The 17,163-nt window shown below is 68.4% G+C and carries 14 protein-coding genes; 3 read left to right on the top strand and 11 right to left on the bottom strand.

The annotated features are described in order from the left end of the window. Positions 1 to 85 precede the first annotated feature (85 nt). Positions 86 to 538 (top strand): ion channel, encoded by a 453-nt coding sequence (locus tag EKG36_RS06910; protein ID WP_126482413.1) that lies wholly within the window; start codon positions 86 to 88, stop codon positions 536 to 538. A 42-nt stretch (positions 539 to 580) separates the two neighbouring features. Here the strand turns inward: EKG36_RS06910 and EKG36_RS06905 are convergent, their stop codons facing one another. The 5 genes from EKG36_RS06905 to EKG36_RS06885 all read right to left on the bottom strand — a co-directional run bounded on the left by EKG36_RS06905 (position 581) and on the right by EKG36_RS06885 (position 9,163). Continuing rightward, on the bottom strand, positions 581 to 2,170 hold the full coding sequence (locus tag EKG36_RS06905) for an ABC-F family ATPase (protein ID WP_126482411.1): 1,590 nt from the start codon (positions 2,168 to 2,170) through the stop codon (positions 581 to 583). 92 nt (positions 2,171 to 2,262) lie between these two features. Next, positions 2,263 to 2,727, bottom strand: a complete 465-nt coding sequence (locus tag EKG36_RS06900) for a DUF6586 family protein (RefSeq protein ID WP_126482409.1) — start codon at positions 2,725 to 2,727, stop codon at positions 2,263 to 2,265. Next, positions 2,724 to 5,369 (bottom strand): type I DNA topoisomerase, encoded by a 2,646-nt coding sequence (topA, locus tag EKG36_RS06895; RefSeq protein WP_126482407.1) that lies wholly within the window; start codon positions 5,367 to 5,369, stop codon positions 2,724 to 2,726. The genes EKG36_RS06900 and topA overlap by 4 nt, the downstream gene beginning before the upstream one ends. A gap of 238 nt (positions 5,370 to 5,607) precedes the next feature. Further along, the gene (locus EKG36_RS06890; protein ID WP_126482405.1) at positions 5,608 to 8,133 is read right to left on the bottom strand and encodes a DUF3141 domain-containing protein; all 2,526 of its coding nucleotides are present in this window, start codon (positions 8,131 to 8,133) and stop codon (positions 5,608 to 5,610) included. A 124-nt stretch (positions 8,134 to 8,257) separates the two neighbouring features. Next, positions 8,258 to 9,163 carry a biotin carboxylase N-terminal domain-containing protein gene (locus EKG36_RS06885; RefSeq protein WP_185827495.1) on the bottom strand — a complete coding sequence of 302 codons (906 nt, stop codon included), beginning with the start codon at positions 9,161 to 9,163 and terminating at the stop codon, positions 8,258 to 8,260. 94 nt (positions 9,164 to 9,257) lie between these two features. Between EKG36_RS06885 and EKG36_RS06880 the strand changes: the two genes are divergently transcribed. Together EKG36_RS06880 and lipA are read left to right on the top strand one after the other, a co-directional pair. Further along, entirely contained in the window at positions 9,258 to 10,244 is a 987-nt protein-coding gene (locus EKG36_RS06880; protein ID WP_126482401.1) for a LysR family transcriptional regulator, read from the top strand. A gap of 147 nt (positions 10,245 to 10,391) precedes the next feature. Further along, the gene (gene lipA, locus EKG36_RS06875) at positions 10,392 to 11,453 is read left to right on the top strand and encodes a lipoyl synthase (protein ID WP_126482399.1); all 1,062 of its coding nucleotides are present in this window, start codon (positions 10,392 to 10,394) and stop codon (positions 11,451 to 11,453) included. 127 nt (positions 11,454 to 11,580) lie between these two features. Here lipA and lipB read toward each other — a convergent pair whose 3' ends face one another. The 6 genes from lipB to rodA form a co-directional block, all read right to left on the bottom strand. Then, complete coding sequence (gene lipB / locus EKG36_RS06870) at positions 11,581 to 12,222, bottom strand: lipoyl(octanoyl) transferase LipB (protein ID WP_126482397.1); 642 nt, start codon at positions 12,220 to 12,222, stop codon at positions 11,581 to 11,583. Position 12,223: 1 nt separating this feature from the next. Further along, complete coding sequence (locus EKG36_RS06865) at positions 12,224 to 12,538, bottom strand: HP0495 family protein (protein WP_126482394.1); 315 nt, start codon at positions 12,536 to 12,538, stop codon at positions 12,224 to 12,226. An 83-nt stretch (positions 12,539 to 12,621) separates the two neighbouring features. Next, entirely contained in the window at positions 12,622 to 13,839 is a 1,218-nt protein-coding gene (locus tag EKG36_RS06860) for a D-alanyl-D-alanine carboxypeptidase family protein (RefSeq protein ID WP_246007446.1), read from the bottom strand. Positions 13,840 to 13,898: 59 nt separating this feature from the next. Further along, a complete protein-coding gene (locus EKG36_RS06855) occupies positions 13,899 to 14,900 on the bottom strand; it encodes a septal ring lytic transglycosylase RlpA family protein (protein ID WP_126482390.1) in 1,002 nt (333 codons plus the stop codon). Further along, positions 14,897 to 15,961, bottom strand: coding sequence for a lytic murein transglycosylase B (gene mltB / locus EKG36_RS06850; protein WP_126482388.1), 1,065 nt, complete (start codon positions 15,959 to 15,961; stop codon positions 14,897 to 14,899). The genes EKG36_RS06855 and mltB overlap by 4 nt, the downstream gene beginning before the upstream one ends. 45 nt (positions 15,962 to 16,006) lie before the next feature. Then, on the bottom strand, positions 16,007 to 17,161 hold the full coding sequence (gene rodA / locus EKG36_RS06845) for a rod shape-determining protein RodA (RefSeq protein ID WP_425459580.1): 1,155 nt from the start codon (positions 17,159 to 17,161) through the stop codon (positions 16,007 to 16,009). Positions 17,162 to 17,163 lie beyond the last annotated feature (2 nt).

Genomic DNA, 17,163 nt, shown 5'->3' with positions numbered 1-17,163 from the left:
CCACCTCGGCATGATACAGATCAAGGCCATGGGCGCCGGACTCCCAAGGGCCCGCCCTCCCCCCCGCTGCGACAAGGAGCCCCGCTTGACCGATGCCCTGCTGGATATCAGCCACCTGACCGCGGCGGGTGCTACCATCATCCTGGTGGTGATCTGCGTGCTGCTGCACTATGAAGTATCGAGTGTCCTCAGCGGCTTGATGCGGCGGACGTCGCCGACCCGGCGGCGACGCTTTCTGGGCCTAATGTTCGGCCTGCTCGGCGCCCATGTGGTGGAAATCTGGCTGTTCGGCCTGACCGCCTGGTGGCTGGAGGCGACCACCTCGGCCAGCGTCGCCGGGACCGCCATCGTCAACGGCCTCGACTACATCTATCTCTCGGCCATCACCTATACCACCCTGGGCTACGGGGATGTGTATCCCGAGGGGCCGCTGCGCTTTTTGATGGGCACCGAGTCACTCACCGGCTTCATGCTGATCACCTGGTCGGCATCGCTGACCTTCCTCGAGATGCAGCGCCACTGGAACGACCGCCATTGATAGCGGGGCGACACCTCCACCCCGGCCCCGACGGTCCGCTCGCTAGCCGTAGAGCCCTTGGCTCTTCAGGTAGTCGTCATAGCTGCCGGTGAAGTCGCTGATGCCCTCTTCGCTCATCTCGATGATACGTGTCGCCAGCGAGGCAACGAACTCGCGGTCATGACTGACGAAGACAAGAGTGCCCGGATAGTGCGCCAGCGCCAGGTTGAGGGCCTCGATGGATTCCATGTCCAGGTGGTTGGTGGGCTCGTCCATCAGCAGCACGTTCGGCCGGGTCAGCGTCAGCTTGCCGAACAGCATGCGCCCCGCCTCGCCACCGGAGATGACCTTCACCGACTTGTCGATGTCGTCGCTGGAGAACAGCATGCGCCCCAGGGCGCCACGCACCACTTGTTCGCCGCCATCGGTCCACTGGGCCATCCATTCGAACAGGGTCGCGTCGTTGGCAAAGTCGTCGCCGTGATCCTGGGCGAAGACCCCGAGCTCGGCACTGTCGGTCCAGCGAACCTCACCCGCATCGGGGGCCAGCTCGCCGCCGAGGGTCTTCAGCAGGGTGGTCTTGCCGATGCCGTTGGGGCCGATGATGGCGATGCGCTCGCCGGCCTCGACGGTCAGCGAGAGCCGCTCGAACAGCGGGACGCCGCCGTAGCCCTTGGTGATCGCCTCGACGTTGACCGCATTGCGGTGGATCCTGCGGCCCTGCTCGAAGCGGATGAAGGGACTCACCCGGCTGGAGGGCTTGATGTCCTCGAGCTTGATCTTGTCGATCTGGCGCGCCCGCGAGGTCGCCTGCTTGGCCTTGGAGGCATTCGCCGAGAAGCGGCTGACGAAGGCCTGCAGCTCGGCGATCTGGGCCTTCTTCTTGGCGTTGTCGGCGTGCTGGCGCTCCCGCGCGGCGGTGGCGGCGGTCATGTAGTCGTCATAGTTGCCGGGAAACAGCGTGATCTCGCCATAGTCCAGGTCCGCCATGTGCGTGCAGACGCTGTTGAGGAAGTGGCGGTCGTGGGAAATGATGATCATGGTGCTGTTGCGCGCCCTGAGCACTTCCTCCAGCCAGCCGATGGTGCTGATATCCAGGTGGTTGGTGGGCTCATCGAGCAGCATCACGTCGGGGTCGGCGAACAGCGCCTGGGCCAGCAGCACCCGCAGTTTCCAACCCGGCGACACCGCGCTCATCGGCCCGCCGTGCTGGGCCAGCGGGATGCCCAGCCCCAGCAGCAGCTCGCCGGCCCGGGCCTCGGCGGTGTAGCCATCGAGTTCGGCGAAGCGCACTTCCAGATCGGCCACCGCCATGCCGTCCGCCTCGCTCATCTCCGGCAGCGAGTAGATGCGCTCGCGTTCCGCCGCGACCTCCCAGAGCTCCCGGTTGCCCATGATCACGGTGTCGATGACCCGCTCCTCCTCAAAAGCGAACTGGTCCTGGCGCAGCCGGCCGAGCCGGGCCCCCGGATCGACCATCACCTGGCCGGCCGAGGGCTCGAGGTCGCCGCCGAGGATCTTCATGAAGGTGGACTTGCCGCAGCCGTTGGCACCGATCAGGCCGTAACGGTGGCCGCGGCCGAACTTGATGGAGACGTTCTCGAACAGGGGCCTGGCCCCGAACTGCATGGTGACGTTGGCGGTAGCGATCAAGGGAGGGGTCCGGTCAGGGGAAAAGGGGCGAGAGTGTACCGGTTATGGCGGCATCTCTCATCCCCCTGGTAGCGGTGCTGGTCACCGCCCCGCTACCACTCCTCGCTGGTCTCGCGCAGCGCGGCGATCTCCCGCTTGGCCTCGTCCAGGCACTCGCGGAGTTCCTCGTGCAGGGCCGCGGCGCTGCCCACGGCGATCAGCCCCTGGGCGGCGCCACTGGAACGGCGAGCCACGCCCTCGCTGGAATGCAGGGCCTCGAGCCGGGAGAGCAGCCTGGCCAGCCAGCTCTCGGGCCGGACCGCCAGGCTGCGCAACCGTTCGAGCTCGGCCAGCGAGGCTCCCTGGGGATCCAGCAACTCGCGCCAGTCATGGCGCTCGAGGGCGGCATGCTCGGTCACCTCGCGCAGCAGCGACTCGAGGGCCAGCTCCAGCAGGGCCAGCGCGCCCTCCTCGCCGGCCATGCGCCGGGCCTCGCGATGCTCGTCGTCGCCGGATGGCGTCGCCAGCAGCAACTCGGCCTGGTAGAGGAGCTGGTTGGTACGCGATCGGGGCGTCACTTGCGCTTGTCCTCCACTTGCCAGCGGCCATCGGCGTAGGTTGCCTTCCAGCCAGTGGCCTTGCCGTTGTCGTCGGTCATCACGAACTGCTCCTTGAGCTTTCGCGAGAAGCGGATCTGGGCGGGCCGCCCGTCGGGGTCCTCGCTCGGTGCATCGAGCAGGTAGCGATACTTCTCCGGCAGCTCCTCGGCGTGAGCCTTGAGCTCCGCGACCAGCGGCGGACGAGTCTCGCGGTTCTTGGGGAACTTGCTCGCCGCCAGGAACAGGCCGCTCGCCCCGTCCCGCAGCACATAATGATCCTCGACCTTCTGGCAGGCCAGCTCCGGCATCGGGATGGGATCCATCTTGGGCGGCGCCACTTCGCCGCTGCGCAGTAGCTTGCGGGTGTTCTTGCAGGCCTCGTTGGTGCAGCCGAAGTACTTGCCGAACCGCCCGGACTTGAGCTGCATCTCGCTGCCGCACTTGTCGCACTCGATGGTCGGCCCGTCGTAGCCCTTGATGCGAAACTTGCCCTGCTCGACCTCGTAGCCGTCACAGTCCGGGCTGTTGCCGCAGATATGCAGCTTGCGAGTCTCGTCGATCAGGTAGCTGTCCATGGCGGTGCCGCACTTCGGGCAGCGATGCTTGGCCCGCAGGGCGTCGGTCTCGGCATCCTCGCCGGCGTCGGCCGCCACCGCCTCGTCCCCGGGCAGCAGGTCGATGGTGGTCTTGCAGCGTTCCTTGGGCGGCAGGTTGTAGCCGGAGCAGCCCAAAAAGACCCCGGTGGAGGCAGTGCGGATCTGCATCTTGCGCCCGCAGGTCGGGCAGTCGATGTCGGTGGGCACCGGCTGGTTGGGCCGCATGCCGTCCTCGCTCTCGGCCTGGGCCAGCTCCTCGCGGAATTCCGCATAGAAGGCATCGAGCAGCTCGCGCCAGCGTCGCTCGCCCTCGGCCACCTCGTCCAGGCTGTCCTCCATGCGCGCCGTGAACGAGTAGTCCATCAGGTCGGGGAAGGATTCCTTGAGGCGCTCGGTGACGATATCGCCGAGCTTCTCGGCGTAGAAGCGCCGGTTCTCCAGCTTGACGTAGCCGCGGTCCTGGATCGTGGAGATGATGGCAGCATAGGTGGACGGCCGACCGATGCCCTTCTTCTCCAGCTCCTTGACCAGGCTCGCCTCGGTGTAGCGCGCCGGCGGCTTGGTGAAATGCTGCTGGGGATCCAGGGCCTCGAGGCGCATGGGCGTGCCTTCGGCCAGATCCGGCAGGGACTGGTCCTCGTCCTTGCGCCCCATGGGCTTCATGACTCGGGTATAGCCGTCGAACTTGAGCACGCGCCCCTTGGCCTTGAGCTCATAGCCGTCGGCCTCCACCGTCAGGGTGGTGGAGAGATACTCGGCGGGGGTCATCTGGCAGGCCACGAACTGGCGCCAGATCAGCTCGTAGAGGCGCTCGGCATCGCGCTCCATGCCGGCCAGGTCGCTGGCGCGGCGGGTCACCTCGGAGGGACGGATGGCCTCGTGGGCCTCCTGGGCGCCTTCCTTGCTGGAATAGCGATTGGGGGCCTCGGGCAGGTAGCGCGCCCCGTATTCTTCGTCGATGAAATCACGCACCCCGGCCACCGCCTCCCCCGAGAGGTTGGTGGAGTCGGTCCGCATGTAGGTGATGTAGCCGGCCTCGTAGAGCCGCTGGGCCAGCGTCATGGTCTTCTTCACCGAGAACCCCAGCCGGCCGCTGGCGGCCTGCTGCAGCGTCGAGGTGATAAAGGGGGCGTTCGGCTTCGAGCGGGTGGGCTTGTCTTCCCGCGAGGTGATCGAAAGCGCCGCCTTACGCAGCGCAGCGATGCGTTCGAGGGTCTCGGCTTCGGAGGTCGGCCGAAAGGCCTTGCCATCCTGGCGGGTGAGCTCGAAGCGTACCGGGCCGACCGCGTCATTATCTGTTGCCGATGGCGCCAGGTCGGCGTGCACGTCCCAGAACTCCTCGGGGACGAAGGCGCGGATCTCACGCTCGCGTTCGACGATCAACCGCATGGCCACCGACTGCACGCGGCCCGCGGACAGGCCACGGGCGATCTTGGCCCACAGCAGCGGCGAGAGCATGAAGCCCACCACCCGGTCGAGGAAGCGGCGAGCCTGCTGGGCCTCGACCCGCGGCATGTTCAGCTGGCCCGGGTCCTCGAAGGCTTCCTGGATGGCGTTCTTGGTGATCTCGTTGAACACCACGCGCCGATAGCGGGCTTCGTCGCCGCCGATGGTCTCGCGCAGGTGCCAGGCGATGGCCTCCCCCTCGCGGTCAAGGTCGGTGGCGAGGTAGACGGTATCCGCCTTGTCGGCGAGTTTCTTGAGCTCGGCGACCACCTTCTCCTTGCCGGGCAGGACCTCGTAGTTGGCCTCCCAGCCATGGTCGGGATCGATACCCATGCGCCGGATCAGCTGGTCGTGGGCCTTGCGCTTGCGGTACTCGGCTTTCTCCTCGGCGGACATCTTGCGGGTCGCCGCGGCCTGGCGTGCACGCTCCTTGGGGTCCGAGGCCGCCTTGCCCGAGCCGCTGGTCGGCAGGTCACGAATGTGCCCCACGCTCGACTTCACGATGAAGTCGTTGCCGAGATACTTGTTGATCGTCTTGGCCTTGGCGGGCGACTCGACGATGACCAGTGACTTGCCCATAGTGCTCCACAATTCTGTAGGCGCGAGCCTGCGGTCTCGCGCCGGACGGTTTCGGCCCGCCCAGTCTCGACGGGTGAAAAATGCGCTTACCCTACCCCAGCGTCGGCCATCGCGCCAGTCACGACGGGCCGAGCCTATGACCCTAGACCGCTGATTCCACGGCGACAAGCCTGGGATGACAACGCAACGCCCCCGCCGGCGAACCGGCGGGGGCGTGAGGGTGGCCGAACGGACCTGGTCAGTCGTCTTTCTTGCCCGGGCTCCGGCGGCGTGGGGCCGCCTTGCGTTTGGTGCTGCGACGACGGCTGGAGACCGGCTTGTTGCTGGAAGTCGATGCCGGCCGGGCCGCTGGCTTGGTCTCTTCGGCCGGCGGGGCCGCGTCTTCCGGAGCCTCTGCCGGCTGGGCCGCAGGCTCGGTCTCTTTGGCCGGCGGGGCCGCGTCTTCCGGAGCCTCTGCCGGCTGGGCCGCTAGCTCGGTCTCTTCGGCCGGCGGGGCCGCGTCTTCCGGGGCTTCTTCCGGCTTGAGGTCCTCCGGTTCGCCATCGGCCGCGACGCCAGACGAGACCGGCCCGCTACCGACCGGCTTGGCCTGGCGGAACAGCGACTGGATGTGCGCGAAACGCACGGCGGCGCGCTCGCTGAGCTCGCCGCTGGCGGCCAGCACGTGCTCGATATGCGCCAGGTGCCCCTCGATCTGTTCGGCACTCTGCCCCGCCAGCAGCGAGGGTATCGCCGCCAGCGCCGCCTTGTGGTCCTGATTGAGGATGAAGAACTGTTCGCGGACCAGGTGCTTGAAGTCGGCCAGGCGGATTCCTGGCTCGAGTTCCGCACGGGAGGCCCGCAGGCGCTTGAAATTGCGCTCATCGCTGGCGGGCGCGCCCCCCAGCACGTGGATCACCGAGCGCATCACCGCCTCGTGGCTGCCGCCCTCGGCGACCAGGGCGTGGACCTCCTCACGGCGACGCTGGACGAAGCGGCGGTGTTCCGGCTCGGTACCGGGACGGCGGCGGTGCACATGGGCGTCACCGCCGAGGCCGACCAGGGCCTGCAGCAGGGGCTGACCATAGAAATCCAGGAAGACTCGCTCGCTGGTCCGGTCCCGCAGTTCGCGCCAGGCATCGAGGCCGTGGGTGATCTGGCTGGAGAGGATGCCCTCCACGGCCCGGTAGACATTGTCCTGGCCCACCTCATGGCGCTCGTGGCGCACCTTGTCGGCCATCACCGGTACCGGCACCATCAGCGGGTTGCGATCCGACAGCAGCCGGTAGGCCATGCGGTTGGGGTGCATCAGGCGCATCCAGTGGGCGGCCTCCTGGGTGGCCAGTGCCTGGACCCAAGGCTGCAGGAAGAGCCGATAGAGCCCCAGGTTGATCTCGGAAATGCGCGCCACGGTGGCGAAGCGCCGATCGTCCTCGGGGCGATGCTGGACCTCCCGGTCGAGCTCCTCGATGCTGCGGGTCTCGAACTCGAGCAGGTAGTCCCGCTCGACCAGTTCGGCATCGGGACGGTCCTCGGCCCGGGAAATCGAGGTCTCGTAGAGTCCCGGCGGCAGGACGTCGATATAGTCCATGTTGGCGGTGAACTCGGCATGCTCCTTGCGGGACACGCTGCCCGACACGAAGATCCCCAGGTGGCCCGTGGTGTCGTGGACGCAATACACCAGGGTCTGCTCGTTGGCGATGATGTCGTCGGTATCCTCGTAGAGGTCGCGGATCCAGCCCAGCGCCTGGGGCGGCGGCGTGATGTCATCGCCCCGGGAGCAGAACACCACCACCGGCGAGCGCAGGTTGCGCAGGTCGATGCGCCGGCCGTCCGAGGTGACCAGCTGGGCAGTGGAGAGCCGATTGCCGACGAACAGGTTGTCGACGATATACTGGATCTCCTGGGCTCCCAGCACCACGTGCCCGCCCCACCAGCGCTCGAATTCCAGGTAGCGATCGGCCTCGGTATCGACGTTGGCATAGAGCCGATACTGCTTGTTCCACCAGGTATTGGCCGGATTGAGCCGCTCGAAGTTCTGGACCAGCCAGGCTCCGTCGAAGTGTCCGGCCCCCAGGTCACCGAGCAGTGCGGTCACCCAGCTGCCGCCCGTCAGCCCACCGGTGTAGCGCATCGGCGCATGGCCGTGCTCGCCGGCCCAGTAGGACAGCGGCGCCCCGGCGATCAGGATCGGGCCGAAGACCTCGGGCTCCAGGGCCGCGGCCATCATGATCTGCCAGCCCGCCTGGCAGTTGCCGACGACCATGGGCTTCTCCGCGGTCTCGGCATGCCGGTCGATGATATGGCGCAGGAAGGCGACCTCTGCCTCGACCACGTCCTCGACGGTCTGGCCCGGCACGGGGTACGGCAAAAAGCCGATGAAGTAGCAGGGATGCCCGGCGCGCAGGGCCACGCCGAGCTCGCTATCGGGCTTGAAGCCGCCGATCCCCGGGCCATGACCGGCACGCGGGTCGACGACCACGAAGGGCCGCATCTGGGGGTCGGTCTCCATCGCCTGCGGCGGCAAGACTTGCAGCAGCTCGTAGTTCACCGGGCGCGGCAGATCACGCCCGTCGAGCAGCACCTCGGCCTCGAAGCCCAGCACATTGGGCTTGGTCTTCTCGATATGCTCCAGGTACTGGTTGCCGCGCTGGCGCATGACATCCAGGTAGAGGGTGCTGCGCTCCATGGCGTCGCGCCAGTAGTCGAAGGCGGCGCGACCGAAGCCGAAGGGGTCCATGAAGGACAGCGCGGCTGGCGGCAGGGTCGGCATCAGGGAATTCATCATTGGACTCCATGGGTGGCCATGGGAAGGCGAAGGGCATTCGCCGCGTGAGACTCGACTTTGTTGCAGTGCAATATAGCGAAAAAATTGGCTCCCGGCGAGATGCTGTCCGGAGACGCCGGGCTCAGATCAAGGTCAAGCGGGTCGCTTGCGCTTCTCCCAGCAGCTCGACCAGCCCCCGCCACGCCCGGTATCGGGCCTCCTCTGCCCGACGCCCCCAGGCCAGCAGGCGAGCGCTGGCCTCGCCGCGCGCCCGGTCCAGGCGCAGCCCCGGCCCACCACTCAGCCCGGCCTCCGGGGGCAACGAGAGGCGCCAGAGCCGGGCATGGCCATGTTGCGCGAGTCGTGATTGGCGCTCCCGCAGTCGTCCGCCGAGCAGTACACGCAGTTGCTCGACCACCGGATCCAGTCCGGTCAGGGCCTCGTCCAGGGCCTCGTCGCCGGTCGGTCCCGGCGCCATGGCGGCGAAGCCCGGACGATTGCCCTCGACGCGAAACCGCACCTCCACCAGGCCCGTCAACCCGAGGGCGGCGACGCCCTGTCCCGCCAGGCGGCCCAGGTAGGTGCTGCGCTCGGCGGTCAGCCAGTCAAGCGGCGCCACCGAGAGGGCCTCGTGCAGGCGCTGACGCGGCGCCAGGTAGACGACCCGGCCCTGGCCGTCGGCCAGCAGGGACATCCGCACTTCCCGGCCAGCGACTGCCGAGGCCAGCGGCAACCCGGCCTCGCGCATCCGCCGGCGCATGCCCCCGCCCTCGGCCATGGCCGCCAGCAGGGGGGCCGGCGAGCCGAGGAAGCGCAGGCCGGCACGCCGGCAGGCCTCGGCCAGCGCCAGCTGCTCGACGGCCTCCCCCTCGCCGGGGTGCAGGGCCTCGCAGCCCGCTTCGAGGGCACGGGCCACCAGTGCCTCGGCGCTGCCACTGGCCAGGATGGCCGTCAGGCCGAGCTCGGCACAGGCCTGGCGCAGGCGAAGACCGCCCGGGCCGGTCGCGACGACCAGCAGGCGGGAAACCGCAGGGGGGGATCCTGACATGGTCACTCCGGATGGCTTGCAAGAGAGAGGCGATGCTAGCATGTCGGGACGGCAGACACGGACGTCGCCGCGCCCCGCCCCACTGGACGATGCCATGACCACACCCAAACTGCTCAACCGCCTCACCTTCCGCCAGCTCCAGGTCTTCCGCGCCGTCCACGAACGCCAGTCCTATTCCCGGGCCGCCGAGGCCCTGGGACTGACCCAGCCGGCGGTCAGTGCCCAGATCCGCCAACTCGAACAGGCCCTGGGCCAGCCGCTGTTCCGCTATGCCGGGCGCACCCTGCACATCCTGCCCGCCGCCGATGCCCTGGCCGCTTCGGCGCGGGCCATCTTCGGCCAGGTCGCCCGGCTGCAGATGAGCCTCTCGGACCTCGACGGCACCATCAGCGGCGAACTCAACCTGGCGGCGGTGTCCACCGCCCAGTACGTGGTGCCGCACCTGCTGGCCCGCTTCCGCGCCCACTACCCCAACGTGCAGATCCGCCTGCGGGTATGCAATCGCGCCCAGGCACTCGAGCGCCTCGCCGAGCAGCGCGACGACCTGGTGATCATGGCCCGAGTGCCCCGGGACGAGGACCTGGTGTTCATGCCGATCCTCGACAACGAGATGATTCCGGTGGTCTGGCCGGGACACCCCCTGCTGGCGGCCCACCGGCCGACCCTGGAAGACCTGGCCCGTCACTACCTGCTGATGCGCGAACCCGGCTCCGGCGTACGGGGCGCCCTGGAAGAACTCGCCGCCGAGCAGGACGTGGCGCTGTCCCATGCCATCGAGATGGGCACCAACGAGGCGGTCAAGCAGGGCGTCATGGCCCAGCTCGGGGTCGCGGTGCTGCCGCGCCTGGCGGTGCGCCTGGAACTCGAGGCCGGGCTGCTTTCGCGCCTCGACCTGCCGGGCTTTCCGCTGCGCCACTCCTGGTGCACCGTCTATCACCGGGAGCGCTTCCCCACCCCGGTGACCGAGCTGTTCCTGCGCTTCGTGCGCGATCACCTCAACGAGCTGCAGGCCCACTTCAGTGCCGACCCCGCCCCGCTGCCCAGCCACGATGTGGCCTGCCTGCCCGAGGCCGCGAACTGAGCGCCTGTCCAGCCAGGCCGCGAATATGGTAACTTAGCGCGCCAAGACCGATACACGCCACGCCTGTCGCCGGCCGTCCCCCGCTTGCCGTCACCGGACGACGCACACGCCTGGCGACCCGACGCCGAGTGGAGAGGCTTCCAGCTGATGAGCAACAACACCTCCAAGCATGTGTCCAGCGGTGAGAAATATCGCAACGAACACGGCGCGACCGCCATCAAGGATGGCATGAAGCAGCGCCAGCAGACCGAAGAGAGCCCGGCCCTCGGCCGCAAGCCGAAGTGGCTGCGGGCCCAGATCCCCGGCGGCGAGCGCTTCGATGCCGTGAAGAAGAACGTCGCCCAGCACCGGTTGAGCACCGTCTGCGCCGAATCCCACTGCCCCAACATGGGCGAGTGCTGGAGCAACGGCACCGCCACCATCATGCTGATGGGCTCGGTGTGCACCCGGGCCTGCCGCTTCTGTGCGGTGGACACAGGCAACCCCAAGGGCTGGCTGGATGCCGAGGAGCCGGAGAATACCGCCAAATCCGTGGAACTCATGGGCCTGCGCTACATCGTGCTGACCTCGGTAGACCGTGACGACCTGCCCGACGGCGGCGCCGGCCACTATGCCGACTGCATCCGCGCCATCAAGGCCCGCACCCCCGAGGTCGCGGTAGAGGCCCTGACCCCCGACTTCGACGGGGCGCCGAGAGCCATCGAGCGGGTCGTCGATTCCGGCCTCGAGGTCTTTGCCCAGAACGTCGAGACCGTCGAGCGCCTGACCCGGCGGGTCCGCGACCCCCGCGCCGGCTATCGCAAGACCCTCGAGGTGCTGGCCCACGCCAAGCGCCATCGCCCGGACGTCATCACCAAGACCAGCCTGATGCTGGGGCTGGGCGAGACCGACGACGAGATTCTCCAGACCTTCGACGACCTGCGCGCCATCGGAGTCGACATCGTCACCCTCGGCCAGTACCTGCGCCCGACCCGCAACCACCTGCCGGTGGAACGCTGGGTCACCCCGGAAGAGTTCGAGCGCTATCGCCAGCAGGGCCTGGAGAAGGGCTTCATGGAGGTGCCGTCCGGCCCCCTGGTACGCTCCAGCTATCGAGCCGACCGGGTGTTCGAGAACAACAACCTGGGCCTGGAACTGGCCTCCCCCGCCGAGGTACCGGGCCAGCCGACCGACGACCCCAACCTCATCCCCGCGCGCAATGTGAGCTGACGCGGACAGGTTCGAGGTTCGAGCAGAAAAGCAAACGCAAGCATTTATCCCCATGCTAGCCACGGATCGGCGAGGCATAAAAAAATCCCGAGGCACTGGCCTCGGGATTTTTGTTCGGGGTCGCCCCCTACCTTTGTGTTGCTGCGTCGACCAGCTCTCTTCCCAACTCACGGGCCAGGCAGGCGGCCAGCGCCTCGGCGACCGTGTCCACGCCCGGCGAGGCTGGCGCCACATCGACCAGCCGCGTCATGGCCATGCCGGCATAGCCGCAGGGATTGATGCGGGCGAAGGGCGAGAGGTCGCCGTCGACGTTCAGGGCAATGCCATGAAAGCTCGCCCCGCGCCGGATACGCAGGCCCAGGGAGGCGATCTTGGCCTCGCCCACATAGACACCGGGCGCATCCGGCCGGGCATGAGCCTCGACCCCGTAGTCGGCGAGCAGGGCGATGGTCGCGTTCTCCAGGGCACTCACCAAGTCGCGCACGCCCAGCCGGGCGCGGCGCACGTCGAGCAGTGGATAGAGCACCACCTGGCCCGGCCCGTGGTAGGTCACCTGCCCGCCGCGGTCGGTCTGCACGACGGGAATGTCACCGGGCATCAGCAGGTGCTCGGGCTTGCCGGCCTGCCCTTGGGTGAACACCGGGTCATGCTCGACCAGCCACAGCTGATCGGGGGTCGCGGGGTCGCGGCCGTCGGTGAGATCGCGCATGGCCCGCCACACCGGCTCGTAGGGGCGGCGGCCCAGGCGATACACCTGCAGCGGCTCCACCTCAGACCACCATGTGCACGCGCCCGCTGGCCTTGAGCTCGGTGAACAGCGCCTTCAGCTGCACCTCGCCGGTGGCCCGCAGGGTCAGCCGCACGGACTGGAAGCGGCCATTGCGACTCGGCACCACCTGGATGCACTGCGCATCGAAGTCGGGTGCGTGGCGCGTGACCACCTGGCATACCATGGCGGCAAAGTCCTCGGCGGCATCGCCCACGACCTTGATCGGATAATCGCAGGGAAAGGTGATCTTCGGCGACTTGCCGGCACGACGGCCGGTGGACGGCTGGCGAAGATCACGCAGAGTCTTGTCGTTCATCCCTCACCCATCTGGAAGAATACCCGACCATTCTACTCAACCCGCGCCCTGCCACCAAGGGCGCGGGTAGGCGCCGGCCCGGCTCAGTCGAAGAAACCGCCCAGCAGGTTGGTGAAGAAGCGCTGCACCTTGTCGAACAGGCGCTTGAAGAAACCGCCCTCCTCGATGGCCTCCAGGGCCAGCAGCGGCCGCTCGCCGACTACCTCGTCGCCGAGCCGCACCTCCATCTGCCCGACCGTCTCGCCGGCGGCGATGGGCGCGGTGAGGTCCGCCTGGAGGTCGAGCTTGGCGGTGAGTTCCTGATTGCGGTCGCGGGGCACCGTCATGAAGACATTGCTGTCGACCCCGACACGCAGCTCGTTCTTGTCACCGCCCCAGACGCGCGGCGTGTTGAGCACGGCGCCCTGATCATACAGCTTGAGGGTCTCGTAGTAGCGGAACCCGTAGCTGAGCAGCTTCTGGGTCTCCTGGGCGCGAGCCTCCTCGGAGGCGGTGCCCATGACCACCGAGATCAAGCGCATGTCGTCGCGCTCGGCGGAGGACACCAGGCAGTAGCCAGCCTCCTCGGTCCAGCCGGTCTTCAGGCCGTCGACGCTGGCATCCCGCCACAGCAGGCGGTTGCGGTTGGGCTGCTCGATTCCACTGTAGGTGAACTGCTTCTGGCGGTAGATGCGGTAATGCTGGGGATAGTCGTTGATGATGTGCTGGGCCAGCAGCGACAGGTCGCGGGCCGAGGAGTAGTGGTTCTCGTCGGGCAGCCCGGTCGGGTTGACGAAGTGGGTATTGGTCATTCCCAGCCGTGCAGCGTGCTGGTTCATGATATCGGCGAAGGGTTCGGTGCCCCCGGCCAGGTACTCGGCCATGGCCACGCTGGCGTCGTTACCGGAGACGATGACGATGCCATGCAGCAGCTCGCTGACCGGCACCTGCTCGCCGACCTCGATGAACATCTTCGAGCCACCGGTCCGCCAGGCCTTCTCGCTGACCGGCACCAGGTCATCGGGGGCGATATTGCCGCTGTTCAGCTCACGCTCCACCAGGTAGGCGGTCATCAGCTTGGTCAGGCTGGCCGGCGGCAGGCGCTCGTCCGGGTTGTGCTGGGCTAGCACGCGGCCGCTGTCGGCGTCCATCAGGATCCAGGAAGTCGCGGCCAGCCGCGGTGGTGCCGGAATCATGGTCTGGGGCTGCGGTGGCTGCTGGGGCTGCGGCGTCTGGGCCAGCAGCGGCGACGCCACCAGCGACAGGCAGGCCAACAGGACCGGCACGAGCCGGCGGAAACGGAACGAACGCAGGACTTTCATGGATGGTGGTCTCTTCGGGTGCATCAGGGTGATCGATGGACGATGACGGGACGCCGAGCTCACTCGGCACCGTCGACGACAAAGGCCTTGTCGAAACCGGCGCGGCGCAGCTCGCCACGCAGCGGATCGAGCTGGGCCGAGTTCTCGAGGGGGCCGACCTGGACACGGTGCATGCCCGCCGCGCTGGCTACGCGCACCGGGCGATCCAGCGAGGCCTGGAGCCTGACCTTGAGGGCGCGAGCATTATCCGCCGAGCCCAGGGCGGCCACCTGCAGGTAGATCGGGCGGTGCCCCGCGGGGCCACCGTCCGCGGGATCTTGGGGCGCGGCGGGCCCGCCCGCCCCGCTGGCCGCGTTCACCGCGCCGCTGGCCGCTCCCTGCCCGGCCTCGGTGGAGCGGGCCTCGGGGGCGCTCGGTACGGTGGCAGCCGTCGCCGGCTGGTCGCGGCTGGCCGCGGCGTCGCCGCGCCGGGCCTGCCAGTCGCGGGCGTCGATGGCCTCGACCCGTACCCGGCCGGTGCCACGATCGAGGATGTCCAGTCGTGCCGCGGCGGCATAGGACAGGTCGATCTCCCGCTCGCTGTGGAAGGGCCCGCGATCGTTGACCCGCACGATCACCGAGCGGTTGTTGTCCAGGTTGGTGACCCGTGCATAGGTGGGCAGCGGCAGCGAGCGATGGGCGGCGCTCATCTTGTACATGTCGTAGATCTCGCCGTTGGAGGTCGCGTAGCCGTGGAACTTCTTGCCGTACCAGGAGGCGGTGCCCCGCCGCTCGTAGCCACTGGCATCGGGCAGCACGTGATAGGTCTTGCCCCACACCTCGTAGCTGGCCCGATTGCCCGCCCGGGAGGGTGCCTCCACCCGCGGTACCGCATCGGGCACCTGGCTGACGTCCGGCGGCTCCTCGGGATAGGCGTCGCTGCTCATGGCGTAGCGCTCGCCGTCGCCGGCAATCCCCGGCGCCCCGGCGGCACCCCCGACGTCGGCGGGACGGCTGCCGCCGCCCCCGGCACAGCCGCCGAGCCACAGGGCCGCGAGCGCGACCAGCCACCAGGCTTTCATTGGCTCCCCTCCCGATCGGCGGCGGTCGACTCGAACCAGCCGGGGGCGCGGCCCCGGGCCTCGGCGATCGCCTCGGCGAGTTCGGTCACCGCCATGGCATAGAGGTAGCTGTGGTTGTAGCGGGTGATCACGTAGAAGTTGTCGCGGCCCAGCCGGTAACGAGTCGTGCCGTCGACCATGGCCAGTGCCAGGGGCACCACGCGGGTCTCGGCGGCCAGCGTGTCCCGGGGCGTGATGCCCCGCTCGCGCAGCTCGGCCACGCTCATCGACGGCGGCTTCGCCTGGTTGAAGGCGATGCCCTCGGGCGGAGTCGCCGGCCCCTCGGCCTCGTGGTAGACGGGAGCGCCGGGCCGCCAGCGATGCTCGGCGAAGTAGTTGGCGATGCTGCCGATGGCATCCACCGGGTCGGTCCAGAGGTTGCGCTGGCCGTCGCCGTCGAAGTCCACCGCATAGGCGCGATAGCTGGTGGGAATGAACTGGGGATAGCCCATGGCACCGGCGTAGGACCCCTCGATGCTGTCCGGCGCGACCTCCTGGCGATAGGCAATCTCCAGGAAGGCGGCCAGCTCGCCGCGGAAGAAGTCACCGCGGCGGGGATGATGGAAGGCCAGGGTGGACAGCGAGTCGAGGACCCGGTGATCGCCGGTCACTTCCCCATAGCGGGTCTCGACGCCGAGGATGGCGGCGATGATCTCCGGTGGCACCCCGTACTCGGCCTGGGCGCGTTCGAAGGCGGCGGGATGGGCCTCGATGAAGGCCGCGCCCTTGGCGATGCGCTCCTCGCCGAGGAAGATATCGCGGTACTCGTGCCAGACCAGGTGGTATTCGGCCGCCTTGGACATGGCATCCAGCACCTCCTGGCGGAAATCCGCCTGTCCCAGTGCCGCCTCGAGCCAGCCGCGGGCCACGCCCCGCTCGGCCACCTCATCCACCAGCGCCCGGACGTCGCCCTGACGCGGGTCGAAGTCCCCCGCCGATACGCCCGCGGCCGCCAGGGCCAGCAGCCCGCCCAGCGCCAGGGCCAGCGTCCTGCGTCCCCGTGAAAGCGTCGTCACCGTCATCCCGTCTCTCCCTGAATCATGTGCCTGCCACCGGGGCGAAAGGGCCTAGCGCGGCAGCAGGCGGCGGTGCGCATGGATGGCCATGAGAATACCGAAACCGGCCAGCAAGGTCACGCTGGAGGTGCCGCCGTAGCTGACCAGCGGCAGGGGCACCCCGACCACCGGCAGGATGCCGCTGACCATTCCCACATTGACGAACACGTAGATGAAGAACGTCAGGATGATGCTCCCCGCCAGCAGGCGCCCGAACGTCTCCTGGGCGGCACCGGCCAGCCACAGGCCCCGGCACACGATCATCAGGTACAGGGCCAGGAAGGCGAGCATGCCCACCAGGCCGAACTCCTCGCCGAGCACGGCGACGATGAAGTCGGTGTGGCGTTCCGGCAGGAACTCCAGCTGGGACTGGGTGCCCTGCAGCCAGCCCTTGCCCCAGAGCCCGCCGCTGCCGATGGCGGTGGTCGACTGGATGATGTTCCAGCCGGCCCCCAGAGGATCGCTCTCGGGGTCGAGGAAGGTCAGTACCCGCTGGCGCTGGTAGTCGTGCATGTTCACCCACAATAGCGGCAGCGCCGAGGCCGCCAGCACCCCGAGCGCGAGGATGACGCGCCAGGACAGCCCCGCCAGCAGGATCACGAAGACCGCGGCCAGGGCCACCAGCAGCGAGGTGCCAAGGTCGGGCTGGCGGGCGATCAGCAGCACCGGGGCGCCGATCAACACGGCGCAGACCGCCAGATCCTGCCAGCCGGGCGGCAGCTCCCGACGACTCAGCCAGGCCGCCACCATCATTGGCACGGCGAGCTTCATCATCTCCGAGGGCTGGAAGCGCACCACCCCGGGGATCACCAGCCAGCGCTGGGCACCCATGCCCATGTCGCCCATGACCTCCACCGCCACCAGCATGGCCATGCCCGCCAGGTAGGCCGGCAGGGCCCAGCGCAGCAGGGTCGCGGGTGTGAACTGGGCGATGATCACCATCCCCGTCAGCGCGACCCCGAAGCGCACGGCCTGGGCGATCACCACGTCGAGCCGCTGGCCACTGGCGCTGTAGAGCACCACCAGACCGGAAAGCATCAGCAGCAGCAGCATGCCCAGCAGCCACGGATCCAGGTGGATGCGCTCCCAGAGGCTGCGCCGTCGCGACATGCCGCTCTGGGGGGGCTTGACGGGCCGCCCCCGCAACCCCCGAGTCAGCTCAGCCATCG

It is taken from the genome of Halomonas nitroreducens (assembly GCF_003966155.1).
Lineage (GTDB): Bacteria > Pseudomonadota > Gammaproteobacteria > Pseudomonadales > Halomonadaceae > Halomonas > Halomonas nitroreducens.
The sequence above is the reverse complement of the archived record's forward strand: the minus strand, read 5'-3'. Positions and strand labels throughout refer to the sequence as shown.

Coding starts and splice junctions, on each gene's coding strand:
- topA (WP_126482407.1), bottom strand. CDS start 5,369: ATGGGCAAGTCACTGGTCATCGTCGAGTCGCCCGCCAAGGCCAAGACG.
- EKG36_RS06890 (WP_126482405.1), bottom strand. CDS start 8,133: ATGAATTCCCTGATGCCGACCCTGCCGCCAGCCGCGCTGTCCTTCATG.
- EKG36_RS06885 (WP_185827495.1), bottom strand. CDS start 9,163: ATGTCAGGATCCCCCCCTGCGGTTTCCCGCCTGCTGGTCGTCGCGACC.
- EKG36_RS06880 (WP_126482401.1), top strand. CDS start 9,258: ATGACCACACCCAAACTGCTCAACCGCCTCACCTTCCGCCAGCTCCAG.
- lipA (WP_126482399.1), top strand. CDS start 10,392: ATGAGCAACAACACCTCCAAGCATGTGTCCAGCGGTGAGAAATATCGC.
- EKG36_RS06865 (WP_126482394.1), bottom strand. CDS start 12,538: ATGAACGACAAGACTCTGCGTGATCTTCGCCAGCCGTCCACCGGCCGT.
- EKG36_RS06860 (WP_246007446.1), bottom strand. CDS start 13,839: ATGAAAGTCCTGCGTTCGTTCCGTTTCCGCCGGCTCGTGCCGGTCCTG.
- EKG36_RS06855 (WP_126482390.1), bottom strand. CDS start 14,900: ATGAAAGCCTGGTGGCTGGTCGCGCTCGCGGCCCTGTGGCTCGGCGGC.
- mltB (WP_126482388.1), bottom strand. CDS start 15,961: ATGACGGTGACGACGCTTTCACGGGGACGCAGGACGCTGGCCCTGGCG.
- rodA (WP_425459580.1), bottom strand. CDS start 17,161: ATGGCTGAGCTGACTCGGGGGTTGCGGGGGCGGCCCGTCAAGCCCCCC.